This is a genomic window from Microbacterium sp. E-13 (assembly GCF_049912955.1).
Taxonomy (GTDB): Bacteria; Actinomycetota; Actinomycetes; order Actinomycetales; family Microbacteriaceae; genus Microbacterium.
The window spans coordinates 3,219,368-3,244,169 of record NZ_CP183973.1 but is presented as its reverse complement, the minus strand read 5'-3'; the positions used below and the strand labels follow the sequence as shown (position 1 = coordinate 3,244,169).

The following is a 24,802-nucleotide window of genomic DNA, read 5'->3' as shown; positions in this document are numbered from 1 at the left end:
GATCTCCTGATCTCGGCAAGCGCCGATACGGATGCCGCCGCCCGGCGTCAGCGCCGGGTCAGGGCGCGAGACGCGTCGGTCCCCGGAAGAGGTAGGTGACCTCGCGGATCGACGACTCGCCGAGGAGGAGCATCAGCACGCGCGCGAGCCCCATGCCGAACCCGCCGTGGGGCGGGGCGCCGTAGCGGAAGAAGTCGAAGTAGAAGTCGAGGTGCTCGGCGCCCAGACCCTTCTCCTTCGCCTGCTCGATCAGCACGTCGACGCGGTGCTCGCGCTGGGCGCCGGTCGTGATCTCGACGCCCTTGAAGAGGAGGTCGTACGACTTCGTCAGGCCGGTCTCCTCGTTGCGCATGTGGTAGAACGCGCGGATCTCCGGGTGGTAGTCGGTGATGAAGACGAACTGGTGGCCGTAGGTCTCTTCGACATGCGCGGAGATCTGGCGCTCGCCCTCGGGGTCGAGGTCGCCGTCGGCGCGGGGGATCTCGTAGCCGCGGCTCTTGACGATCTCGCGGGCTTCGGCCAGCGGGATGCGCGGGAAGGGGATGGACGGCACCTGCACCTCGAGGCCGAACAGCTCCTCGATCTCGGCGCCGTGCTTGTCTTTCACCGCCTGGAACGCGGTCTGCAGCAGTTCCTCCTGCATGGCGGCGACGTCTTCGTGCGAGTCGATCCAGCTGATCTCGGCGTCGACCGAGGTGAACTCGGTCGCATGGCGCGACGTGAACGACGGGTCGGCGCGGAACGCCGGTGCGATCTCGAAGATCTTGCCGAACCCGGCGACCTGCGCCATCTGCTTGAAGAACTGGGGCGACTGCGCGAGGTAGGCGGTCTTCTCTTCGAAGTAGGGGACTTCGAACAGTTCCGCGTTGGACTCGGATGCCGAGGCCATGAGCTTCGGCGAGTGCACCTCGATGTAGTCGCGCTCGATCCAGTACGTGCGGAACGCGTGCTCGAGCGTGGTCTGCACGCGGAAGATGAGGTTGTTCCGGCGCTGGCGGAGGTCGAGGAATCGCCAGTCCATGCGCTTGTCGAGGCCGGAGTCGGCGGCGATGGGCGTCTCGGGGAGCGCGGCGGCCGCGACATCCAATGCACCGATCTTGATCTCGACACCGCCGAGCTTGACACGCTCGTCGTGCTTGAGCTCGCCCGTGACGGTCAGGAACGTGCCGGTGGCGAGGTTCGAGATGAGGTCGGTGAGGGCCAGCGCGCCGGCGTCCTGCTCCGTGCCGTCCTCAGCGGGTCGCGTGGCCGGGTTGACCAGCTGGACCGCACCGGTCTCGTCGCGCAGGATGACGAACTGCACCTTCTTCTGATCGCGGACGGTCTCGACCCATCCGGAGACCGAGACCGGACCATCGGCCAGACCCTGCAGCTGCTTGACAAGGACGCGTTCACTCACGAGCGACAAGTCTAGGCGACCCGCTGCGGGCGCCCTCGCGGGCGACGCGTTCCCGCCGCTAGCATGCGGGCATGAGCACGCCTGAGCACGAGCCGCCCGTTCCGGCCGCCCCCGCGGCCGTCGCTCCCGGCTATCCGGGGGCTGCCGGCTACGTCGGCCCGGAAGGAGGGGAGCCGCCGGCCAAGCGGCCGGTGAAGACGCTCGACGTCGTGATCGCGATCGTGCTGCTGGTCGCCGACGGCGTGCTCGCGGGACTCGCCTCGGTCATGGGCATGTTCCTCGTGATGGCGTCCGACCCCTGCGGCAACCTCACGTGCGACGGAAGCCTCATCGCGATCGGGTGGATGATGGGCATGATCCTGCCCTGGGTGGCCTTCGCGATCACGGCCGTGGCCGCCATCGTCCTGATGGTCAAGCGGCGCCTCGCGTTCTGGGTGCCGCTGGCCGGAGCCGTGCTCATCGTGCTCTCGCTGCTGCTCGCCTTCGTCGTCACGGCGGCCGGAGTGCCGGGTTCGAGCCTCTGATCACCGAGGCTTCGAGCCTCTGACCACAACGGCTTCGGGGCGCCCCCACCGGATTCCGGGGGTCAGCACCCGGGTTTCCCTCATCCTCGCTCCGTAGCGTGGACGCGTCGCGCCGAACGGTCGCGGCCGCCGCACCAGGTGCCGACGGACGGGGATACGACGAATGACCGCCGTGACGACAGACGGCTCGTGGCTCAGTGCCCTCGCGGACTGGGCCGTCTCGCTGATGGATGTGATCGGGCCCGCGGGGGCCGGCATCGCGATCGCGATGGAGAACCTCTTCCCGCCGCTGCCCAGTGAAGTGATCCTCCCCATGGCGGGGCTGGCTGCGAGCCGCGGGTCGTTCTCACTGGCCGAGGCGCTCGTGTGGACGACCGCCGGCTCGGTCGTCGGCGCGCTCCTCCTCTACGGGCTCGGCGCGTGGCTGGGTGTCGTGCGGCTGCGCGCGATCGCCGCGAAGGTGCCCCTGCTGCACCCGGAAGACATCGACCGGACGGTGGCCTGGTTCGAGCGTCACGGCGGCAAGGCCGTGTTCTTCGGACGGATGATCCCGATCTTCCGCAGCCTCATCTCCATCCCGGCCGGGATCACGAGGATGCCCGTCTGGCGTTTCGCGCTGCTGACGGCGGCGGGAAGCCTGCTGTGGAATGCGATCTTCGTCGGCTCCGGATTCTTCCTGGGCGAGTCGTGGCACCTCGTCGAGCGCTACGCCGAGATCCTGCAGTACGTCGTGATCGCCGTCGCGGCGGGCGCCGCCGTGTGGTTCATCGCGGTGCGCGTCCGCGCCCTCCTCGCGAATCGGGGGTCGCGCGGCCGTTCCACGCTCGAACCCGACTGAGCGGGCCGGGGGAACGCTCAGCCTGCCCACAGAACCCTCCCACGTAGACTGGAGCGGTGCCCGCTGACCGCCTCCATCTCGTGCGCCACGGGGAGGTCCACAACCCTGCCCGCGTGCTCTACGGACGACTCCCCGGGTATGGGCTGAGCGTCGACGGCAACAGCATGGCGCGGCAGGCCGCCGAGTACATCAAGTCGCTCGACCGCCCGGTCTCGACCCTGATCTGCTCGCCCCTCCAGCGCACGCAGGAGTCCGCCAAGCCCTTCACCGAGATCTTCGGCCTCGGGCCGGTCATCGACGAGCGCGTCATCGAGCCCACCAACGTCTTCGAGGGCAAGCGCATGGCGATCGCCCTCGTGAACCCGTGGAACTGGCGCCACCTCCGCAAGCCCGCGCTTCCCAGCTGGGGCGAGCCCTATGCGGATGTGGTGGGTCGCATGAACAAGGCCATGACGGAGGCGTGGGATGCCGCGGACTCCGGCGACATCGTCATCGTGTCGCACCAGCTTCCGATCTGGATCACCCACCTCGCCGTCGCCGGGCTGCCGCTGCGGCACGACCCCCGCGCGCGACGATGCGCGCTGTCGAGCGTGACGAGCTTCGAGATGATCGACGGCGCGTGGACCGAGACGGCCTACGCCGAGCCCGCGTCGACGGCCGGCGCAGTGGATGTGGGAGCGGTATGACCCTTCGACGGGCTCACGGGGCGAGTGTGCGAAAAGCGCGGGGGGCGGCATCCGCTCTCCTCGTGGTGGGGCTGATCGCGGGTCTCGCCGCCTGCGCGAGCGACCCGCTCGCCGAGCAGTACCGGTCGGGTGACAACAAGGGCTTCGTGGCCGCGGACGGCTTCCGCGTGGTCGAGATCCCCGCCGCCGAGCGCACCGAGCCCGTGGATTTCGAGGGCGTGCTCGACACCGGCGGCACGACGTCCAGCGCCGATTACGCCGGAGACGTGCTCGTCGTGAACTTCTGGTACGCCGGCTGCGCGCCCTGCCGGGTCGAGGCCGCTGAGCTCGCCGCCGCCGACGACGCGTTCGCAGGGCAGGACGTCGCCTTCCTCGGGGTGAACCTCTACGACGGCGCTGAGGCCTCGCAGGCGTTCGCCGAGAAGTACGGCGTCGAGTACCCCAGCGCGCTCGCGACCGAGGACGGCTCGATCAAGCTCGCCTTCGCGGGGGAGACGCCGCTCAACGCCGTGCCCGTGACGCTCGTGCTCGACAAGGAGGGCCGCGTCGCCGCCCGGCTGGTCGGCCAGATCGAGTCCGCGTCGATCCTCGAGACGATCGTGCGCGAGACGCTGGAGGAGTCGTGAACATCGGCGCGCTCGTCGCCGACGGGTCGCTGCTGATCGCGATCCCCGTGGCAGTGCTCGCGGGTGCCATCTCGTTCCTGTCGCCCTGCGTGCTGCCGCTGGTGCCCGGCTACCTCGGCTTCATCGGCGGGGCCGTGAGCCCGCGGCCGATGCGTCTCGAGCAGAGCCCGTCAAAGCGCCGGGCAGAATCGGCCGTTTCCGGCCCCGGGGGCGCCGAAACAGCGATCGAGCCCGGCGGTTTGACGCCCGGCTCCATCGCCGTCTCGGAGCCCGCGCGCGGGCGGCTCGTGCTCGGGGTGGTCCTCTTCATCGCCGGCTTCACCGTCGTCTTCGTGAGCATGGCGATGCTCGGCGGGACGCTCGGCCGCTTCCTCCTCGAGTACGCGGATCTCATCACGCGCATCCTCGGCGTCGTGATCATCGCGATGGGGCTCGTCTTCATCGGCTGGTTCGGCCTCGCCCAGCGCATCGCGCGTCCACAGGTGCGCGGCAACCTCGGCCTCATCGGCGCTCCGCTCCTCGGCGTCGCGCTCGGCATCGGCTGGGCGCCGTGCATCGGTCCCACTCTCGCCGTGATCCTCACGATGGCGTTCGACTCCGGCTCGGCGGCCCGCGCGGCGCTCCTGGGCGTCGCCTACTCGCTCGGGCTCGGCATCCCGTTCCTCCTCGTGACGCTCGGCTTCGGCTGGGCGACGCGATCGGTCTCGTTCGTGCGCCGCCACATCCGGGTCGTCAACCTCATCGGCGGCGTCCTGCTGATCGTGCTCGGACTCCTCATGGTGACCGGTGTCTGGACCGCCGTCATGGCCCAGCTCCAGGGGGTGTTCTCCAGTGTCCCGGCCCCGCTCTGACGCTTCGGAAGGGTCGGCGACCGACATGACCGACCCCCTGCGGCCGTCCGACCACGCCGACGGCGCGGCACCGGATGCCTCGTCCTCCGACGTCGCGCAGCCCGCGCTCGGCGTCGTGGGCTGGCTGAGGTGGGGCTGGCGCCAGCTCACGTCGATGCGCACCGCGCTCGTGCTGCTGCTGCTCCTGGCGATCGCGGCGGTTCCGGGCTCGCTCGTGCCGCAGCGCAGCGCCGACCCCAACGGCGTGCGTCAGTACTTCGTCGACAATGCCGACCTCGCGCCGGTGCTCGACAAGCTGAGCCTGTTCGACGTCTACACGTCGCCCTGGTTCTCGGCGATCTACATCCTGCTCTTCATCTCGCTCGTGGGCTGCGTCATCCCGCGCACGAAGCACCACTACAAGGCGATGCGGGCGAAGCCGCCGCGTACGCCCGTCCGCCTGGCGCGGCTGGACGTGCACCGGTCCGAGGTGCTCGAATGCCGGGACGAGACGGATGCCGCGACCGCCGCGGCGGCGGCGATCGCGTCCGCCCATCAGCAGCTGCGAAAGGCGGGGTACCGCGTCGAGCGGTACGACAGCGACAGGGCGCTGTCGGTGTCGGCGGAACGGGGCTACCTGCGCGAGACCGGGAACCTCGTCTTCCACGGTGCGCTCGTCGGCGTGCTGCTCGCGGTCGGTCTCGGGGGCGGCTTCACGTACACGGGGCAGACGGTCATCATCGAGGGCCGCACGTGGGTCAACACCATGCTCGACTACACGTCGTTCAACCCGGGCCGGTTCGTCGACGAGGACGCCCTCCAGCCGTATGCGCTCACGCTCGACGACTTCTCGCTGTCGTACGTCACGCCCGGCCAGCAGGGCGCGGGTCAGGCCGGCGATTTCGTCGCCCACCTGACGACGCAGTTCCCGGGCGCCGCCGCCGCGAAGGGCGAGGTGCGCGTCAACCACCCGCTGCAGATCGCCGGCGACAAGGTGTACCTGATGGGGAACGGCTATGCGCCGACGATCACCATCCGCGACACCGACGGCAAGACCGTGTTCTCCGAGCCCGTGCCGTTCCTTCCGCAGGACAACAACATGACGTCGCAGGGCGTCGTGAAGGTGCCCGACGGGCTTCGCGACCAGGTCGGCCTCGTCGGCTTCTTCTATCCGACCGCGCAGGAGCTCACGAACGGCGCCTACGCCTCGGTGTACGGCGACCTCGAGTACCCGATGCTCACGTTCTGGGTGTACTCGGGCGACCTCGGCATCGACGGCGGCATCCCGCGGTCGGTGTACACGCTCGACCCGAGCGAGATGACCCAGCTCGCCGGTGGCGACTCCGGCGTGGACTCGCTCGAGCTGAAGCCGGGCGACACGGTGGACCTCCCCGACGGGCTGGGCACGATCACCTTCGAGAACGAGGCGCCCGAGGGCGCCACCGGGTTCCAGGACTCTGTCAAGCGCTACGTCTCGCTCTCGATCCACCGCGACGCGGCGGCCACCTGGGTGCTGCTGTTCGCCGTGCTGGCGACGGCGGGGCTCCTGGCCGCGCTCTTCGTGCCGCGGCGCCGCATGTGGGTCAAGGCCACGACCCAGGGCCACACCGTGCGGCTCGAATACGCCGGGCTGGCGCGCGGTGAGGACCCTGCGCTCGACGGGGCCGTGGCGCAGTTCGCTCAGCGTCACCTCGCCTCGCTCGCGGACGGCTCGCCCGCCGCCGAAGATCCCGCCCGGCCCGCATCCAGCCCCCGCGTAGACTGAGGAACCATGACCGACGCCTCCCCGCTGACCCTCGACTCGGTCTCTGTGCTCCTGGTCTGGACGGCCATCGCCATCTACGCCCTCGCGTTCATCGCGTACGCCGTCGACCTCGCCCGCCGGGGCGCCGTGGCCGTGGATGCGAAGGATGCCGCGGCCAAGTATGCCGCGGCGAAGAGCGCGCGGGAGCGTCAGCTCGTCGCCGTCGGCGGAGCTTCGCGCACGGGGGCCGTCGAACAGCTCCGCGCCGAGGAGACCGCGTCGGAGGAGGCGCTCAACGCCCCCGTCGGCCGCCGCGCCCGCCTGGTCTGGGCCCGCATCGGCACGTCGCTGACGGTTCTCGGCTTCCTGTTCCACCTCGGCGGCGACGTCACCCGCGGCATCGCCGCGGGCCGCGTGCCGTGGTCGAACATGTACGAGTTCGCCCTCACCGGGACGCTCCTGATCGTCGCCGTCTACCTCGGCGTGCTGTTCCGCTACGACCTCCGGTTCCTGGGGACGTTCATCACGGGACTCGTCGTGGTGCTCCTGGGCGGCACGGCCATCTGGTTCTACACCGACATCGTCCCGCTCATGGATCCGCTGAAGTCGGTGTGGCTCGTCATCCACGTCTTCGTCGCGTCGCTTTCGACCGCGCTGTTCGCGCTCGCGTTCGGGCTGTCGGTGCTGCAGCTGATGCAGGCTCGCCGTGAGACGCGCGTCGCCGCAGCGGCCCGGGCCGGCGAAGAGGCGGCGGCCGCCGCATCCGTCACCGTCAAGACCGGGCCGGGCTTCCTGCGGACGCTTCCCAGCTCCGAGGCCCTCGAGTCGCTCGCGTACCGTTTCGCGATCCTCGGCTTCATCTTCTGGACCTTCACCCTCATCGCCGGCTCCATCTGGGCCAACGACGCGTGGGGACGCTACTGGGGCTTCGACACGAAGGAAGTCTGGACCTTCGTGATCTGGGTGCTCTACGCCGGATACATCCACGCGCGCGCGACGCGCGGCTGGCGCGGCTCGCGGTCGGCCTGGCTGTCGATCATCGGCTTCACCGCCGTGATCTTCAACTTCACGATCGTGAACATGTTCTTCAAGGGCCTGCACGCCTACTCCGGCCTGAGCTGACCGCCTGCCGGGGCCTCGTGGTGGCCGTACCGGTCAGGCGGCGGCGGGCGTCGTCTTCAGCAGGGCGCGCGCCGAGGTGCTGCGCCGGCGGGCGACCACGAGGATGGTGGCGCCGAGGCCGAGCAGAGTCCACACCGCGAGGCCCGTGATCGCCGCACCGAGGCCCGACTCCGAAGTGAGGGCGGCGAGCATGCCGTTGTACGCGGGGCCGGTGGGGAGGAGCCCGGCGATGCCCGACAGCACCCCCGGCACCGTCGAGACGACGCCCGACGCCACGGCGACGACGCCGATGAGGGCCGAGATCCAGCGCCCGGCGCCGCCGAACACGGCGACGAGACCCTGGTTGACCGCCGCGAAGGCGACGCCGGCGACGACGCAGACCAGGGCGAACACCCACCAGTCGGCCCACGCGTACGAGGCGGCCAGCTGCACCACGCCCGCCACCAGCAGACCCTGCACGGCGCCGAGCCCCGCGGCTGGAGCGAATGAGCGCAGCGCCAGCAGCGCCGAGGGCGCGCGCGACGTGAGCGCGCGGCGCGACACCGCCTGCAGGGCGATGAAGGTTCCGAGCCCGCCGAACCACAACGCCAGCGTCGCCAGCAGCGGGATCGCCGACGCTCCGAACAGGGAGGTGCCGACGCCCTCCGCGGCGACCGGGTCGGCGACGACCGAGGCGAGGTCGGTCGCCTCCTCGCCGGTGTACGTGGGGATCGAATCGGATGCCGTCGCCAGCCCGTTCGCGAGCTGTCCGGTGCCGTCCGCCAGCTGGGCCACTCCGTCGGCGAGGGTCGTGGCTCCGTCGGCCGCCTGGGTGGCACCCGAGGCGAGCTGCGACGCACCGCCGGCGAGCCCGTTGGCCCCGTCCTGGAGTCCGGAGACGCCCGTCGCGAGCTGTCCCGCACCGGCCGCGGACTGATCGATGCCGCCTGCGAGCTGGGTGAGGCCACCACTGAGCGTGGCGACGTTCGTGCCGATCTGACGGAACTGCCCGGCGAGCTGCTTCGGCAGCTCGGAGGCGAGCCCCCCGACCGCGAGCGAGGTGCCGCCGGCGAGCTGCGCGCTGCCGTCCGCGGCAGCGTCGGCACCTGTCGCGGCCTGCACCAGACCGTCGCAGTAGGCCGTCGGCGCGCCGGATGCGACGCATCCGTTCGCGAGATCGAGAACCGCCTGGGTGGCGGTCGCGGTCGTGGTGGCCACCTGAGCGCTCTGCGCGGCGAGGTCGGTCACCTGGCTCGGCACGACGCCGTTCTGCTCCAGCGCGTCAGCGCCGGCGTTCACGCCGTCGGCGAGCTGCTGAGCACCGCCCGCCGCCTCCCGTGTCTTGCCGGCGATGGTCGAGAGTCCCGACTGCAGCGACGTGGCGCCGCCGGCGATCTGCGCGGCGCCGCCGGCGAGCTGCGAGGCGCCGTCGGCGAGCTGCGAGCTGCCGTCGGCGAGCTGTGAGATGCCGCCCGGCAGCTGAGCCGCCCCGTCGGCGGCCTGGGTCGCGCCGTCGGCCAGCCGCGTGGCGCCGTCCGCCGCCGTGCCGAGCTGCTCGCCGAGCGTCGTGAACCCGAGGAAGACGTTCTCGAGGTACACCGTCGACAACTGGTTCCCCATGCTGGAGGCCGCTGCCGACGCGACCTGCGCGGTGATCGCGTCGTCGACGATGAGGCTGTCGGGCGGTGTGGTCACCTCGATGGTGGCCTGTTCGGGCGTCTCGCCCGGCTGCGTCGAGGTCGCGGCGGCCGAGAAGTTCTCGGGGATCGTGATGACGGCCGCATACGTGCCGTCGGCGAGACCGGATGCCGCGTCCTCGGCGTTCGAGAGCGTCCAGGTGAGGTTGCTGTCGAGGTCGTCCGAGCCTTCGACGAGCCCTGCGGTCAGCTGTCGTCCCAGCGGCACCGTCTGCCCGTCGATCGTCACGGGCTCGTCCTCGTTCACGATCGCCGCGGTGAGGCTGTCGAGGCGGTCGACGGGGTTGTACAGCGCCGCGACGAGGATGCCGCCGATGACCACCGGCAGCAGGATCACCCCGATGAGCGTGAGCCAGGTGACGGGCCGGCGGGAGCGTGCCCGCTCGACGGCGGTGGTGATCCGGTTCGGGGTCATGCGTTCACCTCGGTGGTGGTCTGCGTGGTGGAGCGGAGGGCGATCGACGCCACATCGGGCCGACGCGCATCGGCGAGGAGCGCGAGCGCGGCGCTCTCGGCGCGCGTCGTGAGCACGAGCGTCAGGTGCGCCGACTCGTCGGCCGCCCGCAGCGCCTCCGCGGCGTCGCGCAGGGCGGCCGCCGCCTGGTCGCGCTCGGCATGGTCGAGCGCGTCGATGCCCTCGATCACGACCAGCGTCGTCCTGCCCGTGAGCGCGCGGCGCAGCTCGGCGACCCGGTCGTCCGCGTCGCTCAGGAGGGCCAGCCCGACATGCGCACGGACCCAGGCGGCCCGTTCGGGGAGCAGGTGGCCTGCGACCCGGAGGCGGCCGTCGGTCGGCGCGAGGCGCCCGGCGACGGTGAGGGCGAACGCGCGCGATGCCCGGGGATCCCCCGTCGCGATGAGCGTGCCGCCCCGCTCGACGCGGAAGCCCGCGCCTTCGAAGAGCACGACCTCACCGGCGGAGCCGCCAGTGTCGACGCGGATGCCCACGCCGTCGCCCACGACCGCGGCGGCCGTGTTCGGCTCCGGCCAATCGGTCAGCGCGAGCTCGCGTTCGACGGCCTCGCCCTCGATGTCGAAGTGCGGGAGCACCCGCTCGAGCCAGCGTGGCATCCACCACGCCTTGTCGCCGAGGAGCGCCATCACGGCCGGTACGAGCGTCATGCGCACGAGGAACGCGTCGACGGCGATGCCGACCGCGAGTCCGAGCGCGATCGGCTTGATGGAGGCGTCGCCCTCGGGCACGAATGCCGCGAACACCGCGAACATGATGACGGCGGCCGCCGTCACCACCCGCGCGGAGGCGGTGAAGCCCGAGCGCACCGCGCCGATGGCGATGTCGCGGCCGCTGCGTGTGAGGTGTCCGGCGGCGCCGCGGCGGGCGTGGACGTAGTCCTCCCGCATGCGGCTGACGAGGAAGACCTCGTAGTCCATCGCGAGACCGAAGAGCACGCCCATGAGGATGATCGGCATGAAGCTGATGACCGGACCCGTCCGCGCGACGTGGAGCAGATCGCCGCCCCAGCCCCACTCGAACACCGCGGCGACGACGCCGAACGCGGCCATGACCGACAGCAGATAGCCGAGGGCTGCCTTGATCGGAACCCAGATCGAGCGGAACACGATCATGAGGAGCACGAGCGACAGGCCGACCACGAACACGCCGAACGGCAGCAGGGCGGCGCCCAGGCGGTCGGAGATGTCGATGCCCACCGCGGTGAAGCCGGTGACCTTGAGGTCGACGCCGTACTCGTCCTCGAGCTGCGGGGCGAGTTCGCGCAGCGCCCGCACGAGCTCGGCGGTGGCCGGGTCGTCGGGGGCCGTCTCGGGCACGATCTGGATGAGGCCGGTGTCGGCGGTCTGGTTGGGCGTCGCGAGCGCGATCTCCTTCACGCCCGGAACCTTCTCGACCTCGGCGGCGAGGTCGTCCATCAGCCCGAGCGGGTCGGTCGAGGTGACGATCGTGCCGGTCATGATGAGCGGGCCGTTGAAGCCCGGGCCGAAATGCTCGGCCGTGAGGTCGTACGCCTGCCGCGCCTGGCTCTCCTCCGGCTGCACGCCGGCGTTCGGCAGGGCCAGGCCGAGGCTCGCGGCCGGGATCGCCATGACGCCGAGCGTGAGCACGACCGCGATGGTCGTGACGAGCGGGTGCTTCGTGACGAGCATCACCCACCGGTTCGTCTTCTTGGCAGGCGCGGGAGTCGTATCCGTCTCCGCCGCGGAGCGGGTGCGAAGCGGTATGCCGCGCCGCTTGCTGCCGTGGCCCCAGCCGGCGACACGGCCCTTGGCGAAGCCGAGAAGGGCGGGGGTGAGGGTGAGCGCGACGACGACCGCGATCGCGACCGCGACGGCGGCGGCGATGCCCATGGTCGTGAGGAACGGGATGCCGGCGAAGCCCAGGCCGATGAGGGCGATCAGCACGGTCACACCGGCGAAGACGACCGCGGAGCCTGCCGTTCCCGTCGCGCGGGCGGCGGATTCTTCGGGTTCGACTCCGGCGCGCACCTGGTCCTGATGTCGGGCCACGATGAACAGCGCGTAGTCGATGCCGACGGCGAGCCCCAGCATGATCGCGAGCATCGGCGTGGTCGAGGAGATGGAGGCGAACGCCGTCGAGACGTAGATCAGCGCGATCGCGAGGGCCACGCCGATGAGCGCCGAGACGAGCGGGAACCAGGCGACCGCGAACGAGCGGAACGTCACGATCAAGACGAAGAGGGCCACCAGCACGCCCACCGCCTCGATGAGCGACAGCGCGGGAACCGACGTCGAGAACAGGTCGCCGCCCATCGCGACCTTCGAGCCCCCGGGAAGCGTCTCACGCAGGTCGTCGGCGACCTGGTTGAGGTCGGCCTTCGTCTCGTCCGAGACGTCGGTGGCCTGGCCGTCGAACTGCAGGCGGATGATGGCGGCGGACTCGTCGTCCGACACCATCCCCGAGACCATCTCGTCGAACGGGTCGGTCACCGCGATGACGCCGTCGAGGTCCTCGAGCTGCGCGACGGTGTCGTCGATCGCGCCGGCGTATGGATCGTCACCGACATGGTCGCCGTCAGCGGCGACGATCACCAGCTGCGCGCTGGTGCCGCTCGCCTGCGGAAAGCTGCGGTCGAGCAGCTGGATGCCCTCCTGCGCCTCGGTGCCGGGGATCGAGAACGCGTTGTCGGTGCCCTTCATGAACAGCGCCGCGCCGCCCCCGGCAAGGGTGAGCAGCAGCAGCCACGAGACCAGCACGCGCCACGGGTGGCGGAAGGTCCAGCGGCCCAGCGCATACAGAAGAGTCGACACAGCGCCTCCGGTTCACGGGTGAGGGGTTCGGGCACAGTCGATACAGCGCTGTATCGGATACATGAGTGTATCGTAGGGCTCGTCGCCTCTCCGAAACCTGAGTACTCCGTGTGAGACAGGCGACGAGGAGGACGAATGACCGACAGTTCCGTGGCCGAGGCCGCCGGCACTTCCCGGCGTCGCGAGGCGACGCGGCAGAAGCTGCTGGATGCTGCCGCCCTGGTCTTCGCCGAGGTCGGTCTGGACGCGGCATCCGTCGAGGCCATCTGCGAACGCGCGGGCTTCACCCGGGGCGCGTTCTACTCCAACTTCGAGACGAAGGACGAGCTGATGCTCGCTCTGACCGAGCGCGTCGCCGGCGAGAAGATCGACGACGTCGCCGAGCGCGTGGCAGTGCTCCAGGCGCGGGGCGAAGTCCTCGAGCCGGGTGCGCTGGTGCGCCAGCTGCTCGACGTGGCGTTCGAGAAGAAGCAGGGCATCCTGCTCACGAGCGAGATCCGCACCCGGGCCATGCGCGATCCGCGGCTCGCGCAGACCTACATCGCGTGGCAGGCCGGCATGGTCGACCGCATCGGCTCGTTCATCGAGGAACTCGCCGGAACCTACGGCTTCCGGCTGCGGCTGTCCGCGAGCGAGTTCGCCGGGGTGATCCTGCAGACGTGGGAGGACACGTCGGCCTTCGCGATGATGACCGGGCTCAGCGCCTCCCAGACGCACGACCTCGTCAACGAACGCACCGCGCGTCTCGCCACGGCCCTCGTCGACCCCCTCTGACGAGTGATCAGCGCGCGCTGCTGAGCACCTGGTAGCAGCGGGTCAGGCGGTCGAGCCACCAGTCGCGGCGGTCGGCGGATGCCGCGTGCTCGGCGAGCAGCGCGAGGTCGGGCGTCACCCGGCCGACGGAGAGCCGGCCGGCGCGCGGGGCGAGCGGCGGCGCCACGACGTCGGCCGCGAGGAGCGACGCGGTGCCGAGACCGCAGTCGTAGTCGAGCTGGGGGAGCGCAGCCGCCAGGGCCACGCCCAGGGAGAGCCCGACCGATGTGTCGAGCGCGCTCGAGATCACGGCGGGAAGCCCGGCCTCCTCGACGATCTCGAGGGCGCGCCGCACCCCGCCGAGGGGCTGCGCCTTGATCACCAGCAGGTCCGCCGCGCCCGCCCGCGCGACCGCCAGGGGGTCGGCCGCCTTGCGCACGCTCTCGTCGGCGGCGATCGGGATGCCCATGTATTTCACGCGGCGGCGCAGTTCGGCGAGCTCGTCGATGGTCGCGCAGGGCTGCTCGGCGTACTCGAGGTCGAATTCGGCGAGGGCGTGGATCGCGTGCTCGGCTTCGTCGACGTTCCACGCGCCGTTCGCGTCGATGCGCACGCGACCCTCGGGCCCCATCGCCTCGCGCACCGCCCGCACGCGGGCCACGTCGTCGGCGAGCACCTGCCCGGACTCCGCCACCTTCACCTTCGCCGTGCGGCAGCCGTCGAACCGCGCCAGCAGCGCCGGGACGGATGCCGCCGCCACGGCCGGCACGGTGGCGTTGACGTCGACGGTGTCACGGCGGGCGGCGGGGCGCGGCATCCATGCGTCCTCGATGGCTGCGGCGAGCCACGTCGACGCCTCCGCGTCGTCGTATTCGGTGAACGGGGAGAACTCCGCCCAGCCCTCGGGCCCTTCGAAGAGGAGCGCCTCGCGGGTGTCGATGCCGCGGAACCGCGTGGCCAGGGGCAGGGTCACGACGCGTGCGGTGTCGAGGATCGTCGCGAGGGGAGGGAGCGGAGCAGGCGTCATCACATGCTCAGTCTGCCCGGGTCTCGTGCCACATCTGAGGAGATCTGCCGAATCGAGGACCGAACCGTCTGTCCGGTCCTCTGACATGCAGATGCCCTCGGTTCTGCGGCCCGTACTGCATAACTACAAAGTGTCATTGACTATAGTGTGCGATACACAGTATGGTGTGACGCATGAGCGAAGCCGAGGCACTCGAGACGCACCTGCAGGAGCTGCGGCGCGGCACGGTGGTGCTCGCCTGTCTGCGGCTGCTCGAGGCGCCGGGCTACGGGTACGGGCTTCTCGAGGAGCTGGGGGAGCATGGCTTCTCCACCGATGCGAACACGCTGTATCCGCTGCTGCGGCGGCTCGAGAAGCAGGGCCACCTCACGAGCGAGTGGAACACGGACGAATCCCGGCCGCGCAAGTTCTACCGCACGAGTGCCGCCGGCTCCCGCCTGGCGGCCTCGCTCACCGAGGATTTCCGCGCGATCGCCGCCGCGATCGACGCCCTCCCCGACTCCCGCGATCAGCACTGAGGAGAACGACATGACCACTGCGACCCTCACCGACCGCTATGTCGCAGCCGCCATGCGGACGGTCCCCGAGAACCAGCGCGGCGACCTCGCCGCAGAGCTGCGCGGCTCGATCGACGACCAGGTCGAGGCGCGTATCGGCGAGGGCGAGGACCGCGCGCTGGCCGAGCGCGCCGTTCTCACCGAGCTGGGCGACCCCGACAAGCTCGCCGCGCAGTACACCGACCGCCCCCTGTGGCTCGTCGGACCCCGCTACTTCCTCGACTGGTGGCGGCTGCTCAAGCTGCTGCTGTGGATCGTGCCGGTCTGCGCGGCTTTCGGCGTCTCGCTCGCCATGGTGCTCGACGGGGCCTCGTTCGGCCAGATCATCGGCGCGCTGGTGCCGATCCTGCTGTCGGTGGTGGTGCACCTCGCCTTCTGGACCACGCTGGTGTTCGTCGTGCTGGAGCGCACCGGCCATCAGCCGCTCGACGGCGGCGCGTGGAGTCTCGACAGCCTCCCGCAGCCCCGGCAGAAGGGTGTCGGCCTCGGCGACATGGTGTCGTCGCTGGTGTTCCTCGCGATCATGGTCGGCGTCGTGCTGTGGGACCTCTTCGTGGGCTTCGTGCCGACCGAGCCCGGACTGTCATTCCTCGACCCGGGGCTGTGGCCGTGGTGGATCCTGGGGCTCTTCCTCGTCATGGCGCTGGAAGCGGTGCTCGCGATCGTCGTCTACGCCCTGGGGCGTTGGACCGCAGGGCTCGCGGTGGCCAACGGCATCCTGAACCTCGTCATCGCGGTGCCCGCGCTGTGGCTGCTCTTCGAGGGACGCCTGATCAACCCGGAGTACTTCTCGACGATCGTGCCCGACGACGCAGCCGCAGTGGAGCCGATCGTCGCCACCGTGGTCGGCTTCGTCATCGCCGGCGTCGCGATCTGGGACACCATCGACGCCTCTCTCAAGGCCGTGCGCGCCCGGCGCTGACGCGCTCGGCGCATTCCCTCGATCGAGGCCCGCCGCCTCGCGGCGGCAATAGTCTTTTCGGATGCCCCTCCTCGATGCTCCCGTGCGCCTCGGCGTGCAGCTGCAGCCCCAGCACGCTCCCTACCCGTCGTTCCGTGACGCGGTGCTCCGCCTCGAAGAGATGGGCGTCGACATCCTCTTCAACTGGGACCACTTCTTCCCGCTGTCGGGCGACCCCGAGGGGATGCACTTCGAGTCCTGGACCATGCTCGCAGCCTGGGCCGAGCAGACCGAGCGCGTCGAGTTCGGCGCCCTGGTCAACTGCAACAGCTACCGCAACCCCGACCTGCAGGCCGACATGGCCCGCACGATCGACCACATCTCGGCGAAGGACGGCGTCGGCCGCTTCATCTTCGCGACGGGCTCGGGCTGGTTCGCGCGTGACTACGAGGAGTACGGCTACGAGTTCGGCACCGCCGGGTCGCGTCTGAACGACCTCGCTGCCGGACTCGAGCGGATCGAGGCGCGCTGGCAGAAGCTGAACCCGGCGCCGACGCGCGACATCCCGGTGATGATCGGCGGCAAGGGCGAGCAGAAGACGCTGCGGCTCGTGGCGCGGCATGCCGACATCTGGCACAGCTTCGTGCGTCCGGACGACCTGGCCCACAAGCTCGCGGTCATCGAGCGGTGGGCGGAGCGCGAGCAGCGGGACACCTCGACCCTCGTGGTCTCCAACGAGCTCGGGCATCGCGGCGCGGACCACGCCGATGCGCTCTACGACGCCGGCGTGCGTCTCTTCACGCTCGCGTTCCACGGGCCCGACTGGGATTACGACCTCGTGCGCCGATGGCTCGCCTGGCGCGACGCCAAGAACGCCTGACGCCCGCGCCGGCGGCATCCGTCACGAACCGGAATCACCCCGCAGCCCGCGACGAGGATCGCCGGGTGACCACCGCTCCGCACGAGCCGTAGGCTGGCCGGGTGAGCGTTTCGCAACTGTTCGATGAAGACGAGTGGATGCCGGCACCCGGCCTTCCCGCGGGCGGTTACACCGATATCACCTCGCACGTCTCGCAGGACGGGCGGATCGCTCGCATCGCCTTCGACCGCCCGGAGGTGCGGAACGCGTTCCGGCCCCACACGGTGGATGAGCTGTACCGCGCGCTCGACATCGCCCGTCAGGACCCGCGCGTCGGCGTCGTGCTGCTCACCGGCAACGGACCCAGCCCCAAGGACGGCGGCTGGGCGTTCTGCTCCGGCGGAGACCAGCGCATCCGCGGTCGCGACGGCTACAAGTACTCCGACGACGAGACCGCGGTGCCCGCCGAGGCGAACGCGCGCGCCGGGCGCCTGCACATCCTCGAGGTGCAGCGGCTCATCCGGTTCATGCCGAAGGTCGTCATCGCCGTCATCCCGGGCTGGGCCGCGGGCGGCGGTCACTCCCTGCACGTCGTGTGCGACCTGTCCGTCGCGTCGGCCGAGCACGGGCGGTTCAAGCAGACCGACGCCGACGTGGGCTCGTTCGACGCCGGGTACGGCTCGGCGTACTTCGCCCGGCAGATCGGCCAGAAGTTCGCGCGCGAGGTGTTCTTCCTCGCCGAGGAGTACTCGGCCCAGCGCGCCTACGAGATGGGTGCGGTGAACCGCGTCGTGCCGCACGCCGACCTCGAGCGGGAGGCCGTTTCGATGGCGCGCACCATCCTCACGAAGTCGCCCACGGCGATCCGCATGCTGAAGTTCGCGTTCAACGCGGTGGACGACGGCATGGTGGGCCAGCAGGTGTTCGCGGGCGAGGCGACCCGCCTGGCCTACGGCACCGACGAGGCCGTGGAAGGTCGCGACTCGTTCCTCGAGAAGCGCGACCCCGACTGGTCGCCCTACCCCTGGCACTTCTGAGCCGCTGACCGGAAGCACGCACCCATGAGGCTCGAACCCGTCGTCGGCGACGACCCCCGCGACATCCTGCGGGCCCTCCGCGGTGCGCTGCACGGTGCCGGGCCGGCACTTGGCCTGGGGCTGGTGAGCGAGCTTCCCGCCGAGGTGCGGCCGGGCACGGCCGTGGTCGTCACGACGTCGGGGTCGACCGGAGTGCCGAAGAGCGTCGTGCTCAGCCGCGACGCGCTCACGGCCAGTGCGATGGCGACGGCCGACCGCATCGGCGACGGCGCGTGGCTGCTCGCCCTGCCGGCGAGCTACGTCGCCGGGCTCCAGGTTCTCGTGCGCTCGCTCGTCGGCGACCGCGAGCCCGCGATCCTGTCCGGTGCCTTCACGCCGCAGGCGTTCGCAGCCGCGGCGCTCATGATGGTCTCCACCGAGGGGGGCGAGCGGGTCCCGACTTTCACGTCCCTCGTTCCCGCGCAACTGTCGAAGCTGCTCGACGCCGCCGCGCACGATCCCTCGGTGCTCTCGGCGCTGCGGTCGTTCGAGAGGATCCTCGTCGGCGGGCAGGCACTGCCCGCCGCGACGCTCGAGCGCGCCGAGGCGGCGCAGGTCCGCATCGCGCGCACCTACGGCTCCACCGAGACGAGCGGCGGTTGCGTCTACGACGGCGTGCCGCTGCGCGGCGTGGGGGTGCGCATCGAGCGCGGCGAGGTGCAGGTGTCGGGACCGACACTGGCCGACGGCTACCTCGACGACCCGGAGCGGACGGATGCCGCCTTCCTCCGCGACCGCGACGGCACGCGGTGGTACCGCACCGGCGATGCGGGGCTCTTCGAGGACGGCGTCCTGCGCGTGCGCGGGCGACTCGACAACGTCATCGTGTCGGGCGGCATCAACGTCTCGCTCGACCGGGTCGAGCGGATCGTGCGCGGGATCCCCGGGCTCGCCATGGCCGTCGTCGTCGGCGTTCCCGACGCGCGCTGGGGCGAGGCATCCGTCATCGTCGCATCGCGGGGGGAGGCCCTGCGCCGCAGCGAGGCGGTGCAGCTCGAGGAGGCGCGCTCCGCCGTGCACGCCGAGATCGGCGCGCATGCGCGCCCGTCGCGGCTGATCCTCGTCGACGAGCTCGCCACGCTGCCGTCGGGCAAGCCCGATCGCGAGGCGATCCGCCGGGCGGTGGTCGCGCTCCACTGACAGGGCCCGATTTCGCGGGGTCAGCGGTCGGGAAAGGGCCCGGTCTGCACGACGCAGAAGCGATTGCCCTCGGTGTCTTCGAGCACGAACCAGTCGGCGTCGGCGGGGTAGCCGTGCCAGTCGACCTCCCGCGCGCCGAGGCCGAGCAGCCGCTCGACCTCAGCCGCTTGATCCTCGGCGTAGAGATCGAGGTGGATGCGCGGGGGATAGTGCTGCGCATACCCGGTGACCGAGAGCGCGAGGCTGGCCCCCGGCGCCGCCCAGTGGGCCTTGCCGGGTGGATCGAGGATCACCCAGTCATCGCTCGGCGCGCGGCGGTCGACGTAGCCCAGGGCGGCGCGCCAGAAGTCGCCGGCTCGCTGGATGTCTTCGACGGTGAGGACGGTGGATCCGATGCTCAGCATGACGCCATCCTCCGCCACGGCGCCGACAGAGGGTCAGGGGAAGGTCCTGTGCGTGCCTCGTCGGCGCGGCCCCTAAGATGTGCATTCGTGGCAGGAACCCCCAGCAAGAAGCGCAAGACGACCGGACCGAAGAAGCAGCCCGCGCGCGGCAATCCGCAGAAGGCGCATGTGTCGCGGGCGCCCCAGCACGTCGCCGAGCCGACGGCGGCCGACTGGATCGGCGCAGCCCGCCTGCGCACCCTGCCGCTGGCCGTCACCCCGATCCTCGTCGGCACGGGCGCCGCGATTCTGGTCGCCGACGTCTTCCACTGGGTGATCGCCCTCTTCTGTCTCATCGTCTCGGTGTCGCTGCAGATCGGCGTCAACTACGCCAACGACTACAGCGACGGCATCCGCGGCACCGACGACTTCCGCGTCGGGCCGGCCCGCCTCACTGCATCACGCAAGGTGAAGGCGCGCACGGTGCTCATCGTCTCGCTCGCCTTCTTCGCGATCGCTGCGCTCGCCGGCCTCGCCATCACGATCCGCACGCAGCAGTGGTGGCTCATCGCAGTGGGGGCGGTGTGCATCATCGCCGCCTGGTTCTACACCGGCGGCAAGCGCCCGTACGGCTACTACGGCCTCGGTGAGTTGTTCGTGTTCGTCTTCTTCGGTCTCGTCGCCACCCTCGGAACGACGTGGGTCCAGGCGTTCGCGCTGCCGCAGGAGGCGTGGTTCGGCGCGGTGGGCGTCGGCCTGATCGCGTGCGCGGTGCTGCTGGCCAACAACCTCCGCGACATCGATCAGGATCGCGCCGCCGGAAAGAGGACCCTGACGGTCCTCATCGGCCGCCGCGCGACGCGCTGGCTCTTCACGGTGTTCCTGCTGGCGGCGTTCGCGATCGCCGTGTTCCTCGCGTGGATCGGCTACCCGATCGCGTGGCTGACGCTTCTGGCCCTCCTCGCGGGACTGCCGGCGATCCTCATCGTCTGGACCTACCGCGATCCGAGGGAGCTGGTCATCGCCCTGGGGCTGACGTCGCTCACGTCGGTCGCGTACGGCGCGTTCCTGATGTGGGCCTTCATCGGCTGACGAACGGCCCGTCAGCCGGCCTCGCCGGTCACGGCCGCGCGGATACGCTCGGCGGGGAACTTGGGCGAACGGTCGGCGTACAGCAGCCCGTTGGTCTCCTGGCCCGTGTCGGTCAGCTGCGTGTAGCAGAACCCCGCGAGCGGGCCGGCGTCGCGCACGGCCGCGAGGATGCTCGTCACCTGCGCCTCGAACGCGGCCGGGTCGCTCGCCGAGGAGTAGCCCCAGTCGTCCGAGCCTTCGGTCTCGAGGCTCACGCCGCCGAACTCCGAGAGGATGACGGGCCCGTCGGTCTCGGGACGCCCCACCGACATCCGCCGGCCGGCCGGCCCGAAACCCGCCAGCATGTCGCTCAGCGCCTTCGGGTCGCCGTAGCGCGCTGCGAGCACGTCGGGGGAGGGCTCGTAATCGTGGATGGTCCAGATGTCCGACGCCGTGTGCTCCCAGCCGTCGTTGGAGATCACCGGCCGCGTGCCGTCGAGGGCGCGCGTGAGGTCGGAGGCGGATCGGCTGAGCGCCGACTGCCGCTGGTCGTGCGAGATGTGCTGCACGCCCCAGCTCTCGTTGAGGGGCACCCACACCACGACCGACGGATGGGATCGGTCGCGCCGCACCAGCGCCATCCACTCGCCGACGAGCCCGGCGATCGCGCGCTCGTCGAACGCATAGGCGTTCGCGGTCTCGGCCCACACCATGAGGCCGAGACGGTCGGCCCAGTAGAGGAACCGCGGGTCCTCCGCCTTCTGATGCACGCGGGCCGTGTTGAAGCCCAGCTCGAGGATCAGCTCGACCTCGCGGCGCAGCATCCCGGCGGTCGCGGCCAGGTGCGTCTCGGGCCAGTAGTTCTGCGCCAGCACGGCACGCACGGGGATCGGCCGGTCATTGAGCAGCAGATGGTCGGATGACACCGCCACCGACCGCAGGCCGAGGTAGCTTCCCACCGCGTCGACGACGGCACCGTCGGAGGTCTCGAGCGTGACCGATGTCGACAGCAGCGTCGGGTGGGCCGGGCTCCACAGCAGCTCTTCGTACGCCTGACCGTTCAGCTGGCGCGGGATGACGAGACGAACGGGGCAGTGTCGTCGTCCGCCGGTGCGGACGCGCACCTCTGCGAGCAGCTCGCCGGCGTGCCGGACGGCCACCCGCACCCACGAGCCGGGGTCGACGCGACCGGCCAGCTCCACCTCGGCCTCGATCGATGCCGCGGGCAGGTCGGTGCGCCAGCTGACGGCCTCGACGGAGCTCTCGGGCACGCACTCGAGCCAGACCGGCTGCCAGATGCCTGTGGTGCGGTGGTACCAGATGGAATGGGGCCGCTCGCGCCAGTCCTGTTTGCCGCGGAGTGCGGAGACGTCGTCCGGATCGTCGACGGCCCGGACGATCAGGACGTTCTCGGCCGCGGGGTCGATCGCATCCGTGATGTCGGCGTCGAAGGGCGACTGCCCTCCGTGATGGGTCGCCACCAGCGAGCCGTTCACCCACACCGCGGCGGAGTGGTCCACCGCGCCGAAGTGGAGCAGCACCCGTGACCGCTCCGGGGTGAGACCGGCGGCGGTGAGCTCGTCAGGGCCGAAGGTGCGCCGGTACCACACGCAGGGAGTGAAGCCGGTCTCGTGGATGCCGGAGGCCGGCGACTCCGGCGGGAAGGGCACCACGATCCGGCGATCGAAGATCACGTCGTGCACGCGGGCGGTGCGCGCGTCGTCGCGCGCGTACCCCCACTCGCCGGAGAGGTCGTGCCAGTGGTTCCTCAGCAGCTGCGGGCGCGGGTGGCTCCCGTCCTGCGTCGTGGCGTCCACCACATCGTGGCTCGTCATCGATCGGGTCCTTTCGTGCTCGCACGATGTGCGACCGTGAAGCCCACGGTGTGGATGCCCGGCGTCGGCGGCTCCTCGTAGATGAGGTCGAGGGCGCGGCGGGCGAGGGCGGGCGTGTCGGGGGAGATGGAAGTGAGGGCGGGTGTGCTGTACCGGCCCTCCTCGATGTCGTCGAAGCCGATGACGGCGAGGTCTGCGGGGACCGAGACGCCCGCCGTGATGAACGCGTGCATGGCGCCCAGCGCGAGCAGGTCGTTGAACGCGAACACCCCGTCGGGTCGCGCGTCCGACTCGAGGATCCGGTGGGCGGCTGCGGCGCCGTCGGCGCGATGGAATTCGTCCACGGCGAAGACGAGGCCCTCGTCGTAGCGGATTCCCGCCGCCTCGAGAGCCTGACGGTATCCCGCCAGGCGCAGCACCGCCGTCTCGTTGGGACCGGTGTGCTGCGCGCCGATGGCCGCGATCCGGCGGCAGCCGAGCGACAGCAGATGCTCTGTCGCTGCCGCCGCGGCCGCGGTGTTGTCGACCGTGACGTGGGCGAAGCCGCTGTCGCCGATGTGCTCGCCGAGGAGCACGAGGGGGGTCGAGTCGAGTCGTGCGTCGAGCTCCTTCGCGCCGAGGGCGAGCGGGCTCATGATGAGCCCGTCCATCACCGGGGCGTCCACGCCGTCGCTGATCCTGCGCTCGGTCTCGGCGCGGCCGTCGGTCTGATGCACCAGCACGGTGATGCCCCGCTCCTGCGCGGCCCGCACGAGCTCCGACGCGAGCTCGGCGAAGTACGGCTGACTCAGCTCGGGGATGGCGAGTCCGATCATGCGGCTGCGTCCGCTGCGCAGCTGGCGGGCCGCGACATTGGGCCGGTAGCCCAGTTCGTCGATGGCGAGGCGCACGCGGGCGGCCAGCTCATCGGTGACCCATCCGGTGCCGTTGACGACGTTGGAGACGGTCTTGGCAGAGACGCCGACGCGCGCGGCGACGTCTTTGAGCGTCGTGCGAGGCATCCGGCCCCCTTTCCTCACGTTCTTGCGACGATCACACTGTCACAACACAATCGTCTTGTTCAACGATTACCGGTCATGTATAACAGTCTTCGATCCCATCGTTCAACGTTGAACGGCATTCGAAGGAGAAAATCGATGAAGACACAGCAGGGACATTCGAGCGCGGGCTCTCGACGCACCCGGGTCATGATCGCGGCGACCGCGACCGTCGTGCTCTCGGGCATGGTGCTCTCCGGGTGCGCGGGTCAGGGCTCCGGCGGCGGCGACGAGAAGAGCAGCGACGGCAAGATCGTCCTCGACTTCTGGAACGGCTTCACGGGACCGGACGGACCGGCGCTGCAGCAGGTGGTCGACGACTTCAACGCCTCGCAGGACGAGGTCGAGGTCAAGACGAACATCATGCCCTGGGACACGCTGTACCAGAAGGTGCTCACCTCCGTCGCCGGCAGCAACGGCCCCGACATCATCGCGATGTCCGCCTCCCGCATCCCGCAGTTCGCCGACGAGGGCATGTTCATGCCGGTCGACGACTACTACGACGACGCGGAGAACGACAGCGAGGCGCTCACCACCGCCGCGGTCGAGGCATCCATGTACGACGGCAAGAACTACGGCGTCCCGGTCAACTACGCGACCATGATGATGTACTACAACAAGGACCTCTTCACGGCCGCCGGGCTCGACCCCGAGGCGCCGCCCGCGACGTGGGACGAGTTCGCGGCCATGGTTCCGAAGCTGTCGACCGACGGCAACGGAGACGGCAAGCCCGACGTGTACGCCATCGCGCTCGCCGACCACGAGACGGTCCCGATCTTTCCCTCGCTGCTGTGGGGCACGGGCGGTGGCATCGTGTCGGACGACGGCAAGACGTCCCTCCTGGGCGAGCCCGAGTCGATCGAGGCGCTCGAGTACTGGGTCGGCCTCGTGAAGGACCAGAAGGCCGCGCCGATCGGCCTGTCCGGTGCCGACGCCGACAAGCTCTTCCAGACGAGCAAGGCCGCGATCGAGATCGTCGGGCCGTGGATGACGACCGGCTTCGACGAGGCCGGACTCAACTACGGGCTCGTCAAGCCGTTCGCCGGCCCCGCGTCGGACGCGGTGCTCGCCGACGTCGTGTCGATGGGGATCCCGTCGAACGCGAGCGACGAGGTGAAGGACGCGGCGTACAAGTTCTTCGCGTACTGGAACTCGGCGGAAGGGCAGATCACCTGGGCCAACGGCTCGGGCTTCCCTCCGACGCGTGCCGACGTCGCCGACCAGATCACCGAGAGCCCGTACCCCGCCATCTTCGGTGCTCCCGACGTGGCCGAGAGCGCACGCGTGCTGATGCCCGGTGTCGCGGCCGGCGGCCCGATCCTCGAGACCGTCTTCACGCCCGCGCTCCAGCGCGCGCTCAACGGCGAAGGAACCGTGGAGGAGATCTTCACGAAGGCGTCCGAAGAAGCTCAGGCCGAGCTCGACAAGTGACCGTGTGAGGCGGGCGGCGCGCCGCCCGCCTCACCGGGGAA

Annotated in this window: 22 protein-coding genes; 15 read left to right on the top strand and 7 right to left on the bottom strand. The window is 70.6% G+C overall.

Annotated elements, in window-relative coordinates:
- Positions 1-58 precede the first annotated feature (58 nt).
- On the bottom strand, positions 59-1,399 hold the full coding sequence (gene aspS, locus ACN9MP_RS15010) for an aspartate--tRNA(Asn) ligase (protein WP_426321462.1): 1,341 nt from the start codon (positions 1,397-1,399) through the stop codon (positions 59-61).
- A gap of 71 nt (positions 1,400-1,470) precedes the next feature.
- Between aspS and ACN9MP_RS15005 the strand changes: the two genes are divergently transcribed.
- The 7 genes from ACN9MP_RS15005 to ccsB all read left to right on the top strand — a co-directional run bounded on the left by ACN9MP_RS15005 (position 1,471) and on the right by ccsB (position 7,769).
- On the top strand, positions 1,471-1,923 hold the full coding sequence (locus ACN9MP_RS15005) for a DUF6264 family protein (RefSeq protein ID WP_426321460.1): 453 nt from the start codon (positions 1,471-1,473) through the stop codon (positions 1,921-1,923).
- A gap of 163 nt (positions 1,924-2,086) precedes the next feature.
- On the top strand, positions 2,087-2,761 hold the full coding sequence (locus ACN9MP_RS15000; protein ID WP_426321458.1) for a DedA family protein: 675 nt from the start codon (positions 2,087-2,089) through the stop codon (positions 2,759-2,761).
- A gap of 56 nt (positions 2,762-2,817) precedes the next feature.
- Positions 2,818-3,447 carry a histidine phosphatase family protein gene (locus ACN9MP_RS14995; protein ID WP_426321456.1) on the top strand — a complete coding sequence of 210 codons (630 nt, stop codon included), beginning with the start codon at positions 2,818-2,820 and terminating at the stop codon, positions 3,445-3,447.
- Positions 3,444-4,073 carry a TlpA family protein disulfide reductase gene (locus ACN9MP_RS14990; protein WP_426321454.1) on the top strand — a complete coding sequence of 210 codons (630 nt, stop codon included), beginning with the start codon at positions 3,444-3,446 and terminating at the stop codon, positions 4,071-4,073. Before ACN9MP_RS14995 ends, ACN9MP_RS14990 begins: the two co-directional genes overlap by 4 nt.
- Positions 4,070-4,924 (top strand): cytochrome c biogenesis CcdA family protein, encoded by an 855-nt coding sequence (locus tag ACN9MP_RS14985; protein WP_426321452.1) that lies wholly within the window; start codon positions 4,070-4,072, stop codon positions 4,922-4,924. The genes ACN9MP_RS14990 and ACN9MP_RS14985 overlap by 4 nt, the downstream gene beginning before the upstream one ends.
- A 25-nt stretch (positions 4,925-4,949) precedes the next feature.
- Complete coding sequence (gene resB / locus ACN9MP_RS14980; protein ID WP_426321450.1) at positions 4,950-6,668, top strand: cytochrome c biogenesis protein ResB; 1,719 nt, start codon at positions 4,950-4,952, stop codon at positions 6,666-6,668.
- 6 nt (positions 6,669-6,674) lie between these two features.
- Entirely contained in the window at positions 6,675-7,769 is a 1,095-nt protein-coding gene (gene ccsB, locus ACN9MP_RS14975) for a c-type cytochrome biogenesis protein CcsB (protein WP_426321448.1), read from the top strand.
- A gap of 33 nt (positions 7,770-7,802) precedes the next feature.
- On the opposite strand, the gene ACN9MP_RS14970 is transcribed toward ccsB, so the two are convergent.
- Both ACN9MP_RS14970 and ACN9MP_RS14965 read right to left on the bottom strand, forming a co-directional pair.
- Entirely contained in the window at positions 7,803-9,860 is a 2,058-nt protein-coding gene (locus tag ACN9MP_RS14970) for a YhgE/Pip family protein (RefSeq protein WP_426321446.1), read from the bottom strand.
- A complete protein-coding gene (locus ACN9MP_RS14965; RefSeq protein ID WP_426321444.1) occupies positions 9,857-12,691 on the bottom strand; it encodes an MMPL family transporter in 2,835 nt (944 codons plus the stop codon). The genes ACN9MP_RS14970 and ACN9MP_RS14965 overlap by 4 nt, the downstream gene beginning before the upstream one ends.
- A gap of 135 nt (positions 12,692-12,826) precedes the next feature.
- On the opposite strand from ACN9MP_RS14965, the gene ACN9MP_RS14960 reads away from it, so the two are divergent.
- A complete protein-coding gene (locus ACN9MP_RS14960; RefSeq protein WP_426321442.1) occupies positions 12,827-13,465 on the top strand; it encodes a TetR/AcrR family transcriptional regulator in 639 nt (212 codons plus the stop codon).
- Positions 13,466-13,472: 7 nt separating this feature from the next.
- Here ACN9MP_RS14960 and ACN9MP_RS14955 read toward each other — a convergent pair whose 3' ends face one another.
- Positions 13,473-14,471 (bottom strand): o-succinylbenzoate synthase, encoded by a 999-nt coding sequence (locus tag ACN9MP_RS14955; protein ID WP_426326061.1) that lies wholly within the window; start codon positions 14,469-14,471, stop codon positions 13,473-13,475.
- Positions 14,472-14,644: 173 nt separating this feature from the next.
- Here ACN9MP_RS14955 and ACN9MP_RS14950 point away from each other — a divergent pair, with 173 nt between their 5' ends.
- From ACN9MP_RS14950 to ACN9MP_RS14930, 5 genes are all read left to right on the top strand, one after another.
- Positions 14,645-14,989: a PadR family transcriptional regulator gene (locus tag ACN9MP_RS14950; protein WP_426321440.1), complete on the top strand. Its 345-nt coding sequence runs from the start codon at positions 14,645-14,647 to the stop codon at positions 14,987-14,989.
- Between the two features lie 10 nt (positions 14,990-14,999).
- Complete coding sequence (locus ACN9MP_RS14945) at positions 15,000-15,950, top strand: permease prefix domain 1-containing protein (RefSeq protein ID WP_426321438.1); 951 nt, start codon at positions 15,000-15,002, stop codon at positions 15,948-15,950.
- 61 nt (positions 15,951-16,011) lie between these two features.
- Positions 16,012-16,809, top strand: a complete 798-nt coding sequence (locus ACN9MP_RS14940; protein ID WP_426321437.1) for an LLM class F420-dependent oxidoreductase — start codon at positions 16,012-16,014, stop codon at positions 16,807-16,809.
- A gap of 101 nt (positions 16,810-16,910) precedes the next feature.
- Entirely contained in the window at positions 16,911-17,825 is a 915-nt protein-coding gene (locus ACN9MP_RS14935; protein WP_426321435.1) for a 1,4-dihydroxy-2-naphthoyl-CoA synthase, read from the top strand.
- Positions 17,826-17,849: 24 nt separating this feature from the next.
- The gene (locus ACN9MP_RS14930; protein WP_426321433.1) at positions 17,850-19,004 is read left to right on the top strand and encodes an AMP-binding protein; all 1,155 of its coding nucleotides are present in this window, start codon (positions 17,850-17,852) and stop codon (positions 19,002-19,004) included.
- Between the two features lie 20 nt (positions 19,005-19,024).
- Here the strand turns inward: ACN9MP_RS14930 and ACN9MP_RS14925 are convergent, their stop codons facing one another.
- Positions 19,025-19,408 (bottom strand): VOC family protein, encoded by a 384-nt coding sequence (locus ACN9MP_RS14925; protein ID WP_426321431.1) that lies wholly within the window; start codon positions 19,406-19,408, stop codon positions 19,025-19,027.
- Positions 19,409-19,495: 87 nt separating this feature from the next.
- On the opposite strand from ACN9MP_RS14925, the gene ACN9MP_RS14920 reads away from it, so the two are divergent.
- Positions 19,496-20,479: a 1,4-dihydroxy-2-naphthoate polyprenyltransferase gene (locus tag ACN9MP_RS14920; RefSeq protein WP_426321429.1), complete on the top strand. Its 984-nt coding sequence runs from the start codon at positions 19,496-19,498 to the stop codon at positions 20,477-20,479.
- 11 nt (positions 20,480-20,490) lie between these two features.
- On the opposite strand, the gene ACN9MP_RS14915 is transcribed toward ACN9MP_RS14920, so the two are convergent.
- Positions 20,491-22,293 carry a glycoside hydrolase family 2 protein gene (locus tag ACN9MP_RS14915; protein WP_426321427.1) on the bottom strand — a complete coding sequence of 601 codons (1,803 nt, stop codon included), beginning with the start codon at positions 22,291-22,293 and terminating at the stop codon, positions 20,491-20,493.
- Positions 22,290-23,294 (bottom strand): LacI family DNA-binding transcriptional regulator, encoded by a 1,005-nt coding sequence (locus tag ACN9MP_RS14910; protein ID WP_426321425.1) that lies wholly within the window; start codon positions 23,292-23,294, stop codon positions 22,290-22,292. Before ACN9MP_RS14910 ends, ACN9MP_RS14915 begins: the two co-directional genes overlap by 4 nt.
- Positions 23,295-23,429: 135 nt before the next feature.
- Between ACN9MP_RS14910 and ACN9MP_RS14905 the strand changes: the two genes are divergently transcribed.
- A complete protein-coding gene (locus tag ACN9MP_RS14905; RefSeq protein ID WP_426321423.1) occupies positions 23,430-24,761 on the top strand; it encodes an ABC transporter substrate-binding protein in 1,332 nt (443 codons plus the stop codon).
- Positions 24,762-24,802: the final 41 nt, after the last annotated feature.

Coding starts and splice junctions, on each gene's coding strand:
- ACN9MP_RS15005 (WP_426321460.1), top strand. CDS start 1,471: ATGAGCACGCCTGAGCACGAGCCGCCCGTTCCGGCCGCCCCCGCGGCC.
- ACN9MP_RS15000 (WP_426321458.1), top strand. CDS start 2,087: ATGACCGCCGTGACGACAGACGGCTCGTGGCTCAGTGCCCTCGCGGAC.
- ACN9MP_RS14990 (WP_426321454.1), top strand. CDS start 3,444: ATGACCCTTCGACGGGCTCACGGGGCGAGTGTGCGAAAAGCGCGGGGG.
- resB (WP_426321450.1), top strand. CDS start 4,950: ATGACCGACCCCCTGCGGCCGTCCGACCACGCCGACGGCGCGGCACCG.
- ccsB (WP_426321448.1), top strand. CDS start 6,675: ATGACCGACGCCTCCCCGCTGACCCTCGACTCGGTCTCTGTGCTCCTG.
- ACN9MP_RS14970 (WP_426321446.1), bottom strand. CDS start 9,860: ATGACCCCGAACCGGATCACCACCGCCGTCGAGCGGGCACGCTCCCGC.
- ACN9MP_RS14960 (WP_426321442.1), top strand. CDS start 12,827: ATGACCGACAGTTCCGTGGCCGAGGCCGCCGGCACTTCCCGGCGTCGC.
- ACN9MP_RS14955 (WP_426326061.1), bottom strand. CDS start 14,471: ATGACGCCTGCTCCGCTCCCTCCCCTCGCGACGATCCTCGACACCGCA.
- ACN9MP_RS14950 (WP_426321440.1), top strand. CDS start 14,645: ATGAGCGAAGCCGAGGCACTCGAGACGCACCTGCAGGAGCTGCGGCGC.
- ACN9MP_RS14945 (WP_426321438.1), top strand. CDS start 15,000: ATGACCACTGCGACCCTCACCGACCGCTATGTCGCAGCCGCCATGCGG.
- ACN9MP_RS14940 (WP_426321437.1), top strand. CDS start 16,012: ATGCCCCTCCTCGATGCTCCCGTGCGCCTCGGCGTGCAGCTGCAGCCC.
- ACN9MP_RS14930 (WP_426321433.1), top strand. CDS start 17,850: ATGAGGCTCGAACCCGTCGTCGGCGACGACCCCCGCGACATCCTGCGG.
- ACN9MP_RS14925 (WP_426321431.1), bottom strand. CDS start 19,408: ATGCTGAGCATCGGATCCACCGTCCTCACCGTCGAAGACATCCAGCGA.
- ACN9MP_RS14915 (WP_426321427.1), bottom strand. CDS start 22,293: ATGACGAGCCACGATGTGGTGGACGCCACGACGCAGGACGGGAGCCAC.
- ACN9MP_RS14910 (WP_426321425.1), bottom strand. CDS start 23,294: ATGCCTCGCACGACGCTCAAAGACGTCGCCGCGCGCGTCGGCGTCTCT.
- ACN9MP_RS14905 (WP_426321423.1), top strand. CDS start 23,430: ATGAAGACACAGCAGGGACATTCGAGCGCGGGCTCTCGACGCACCCGG.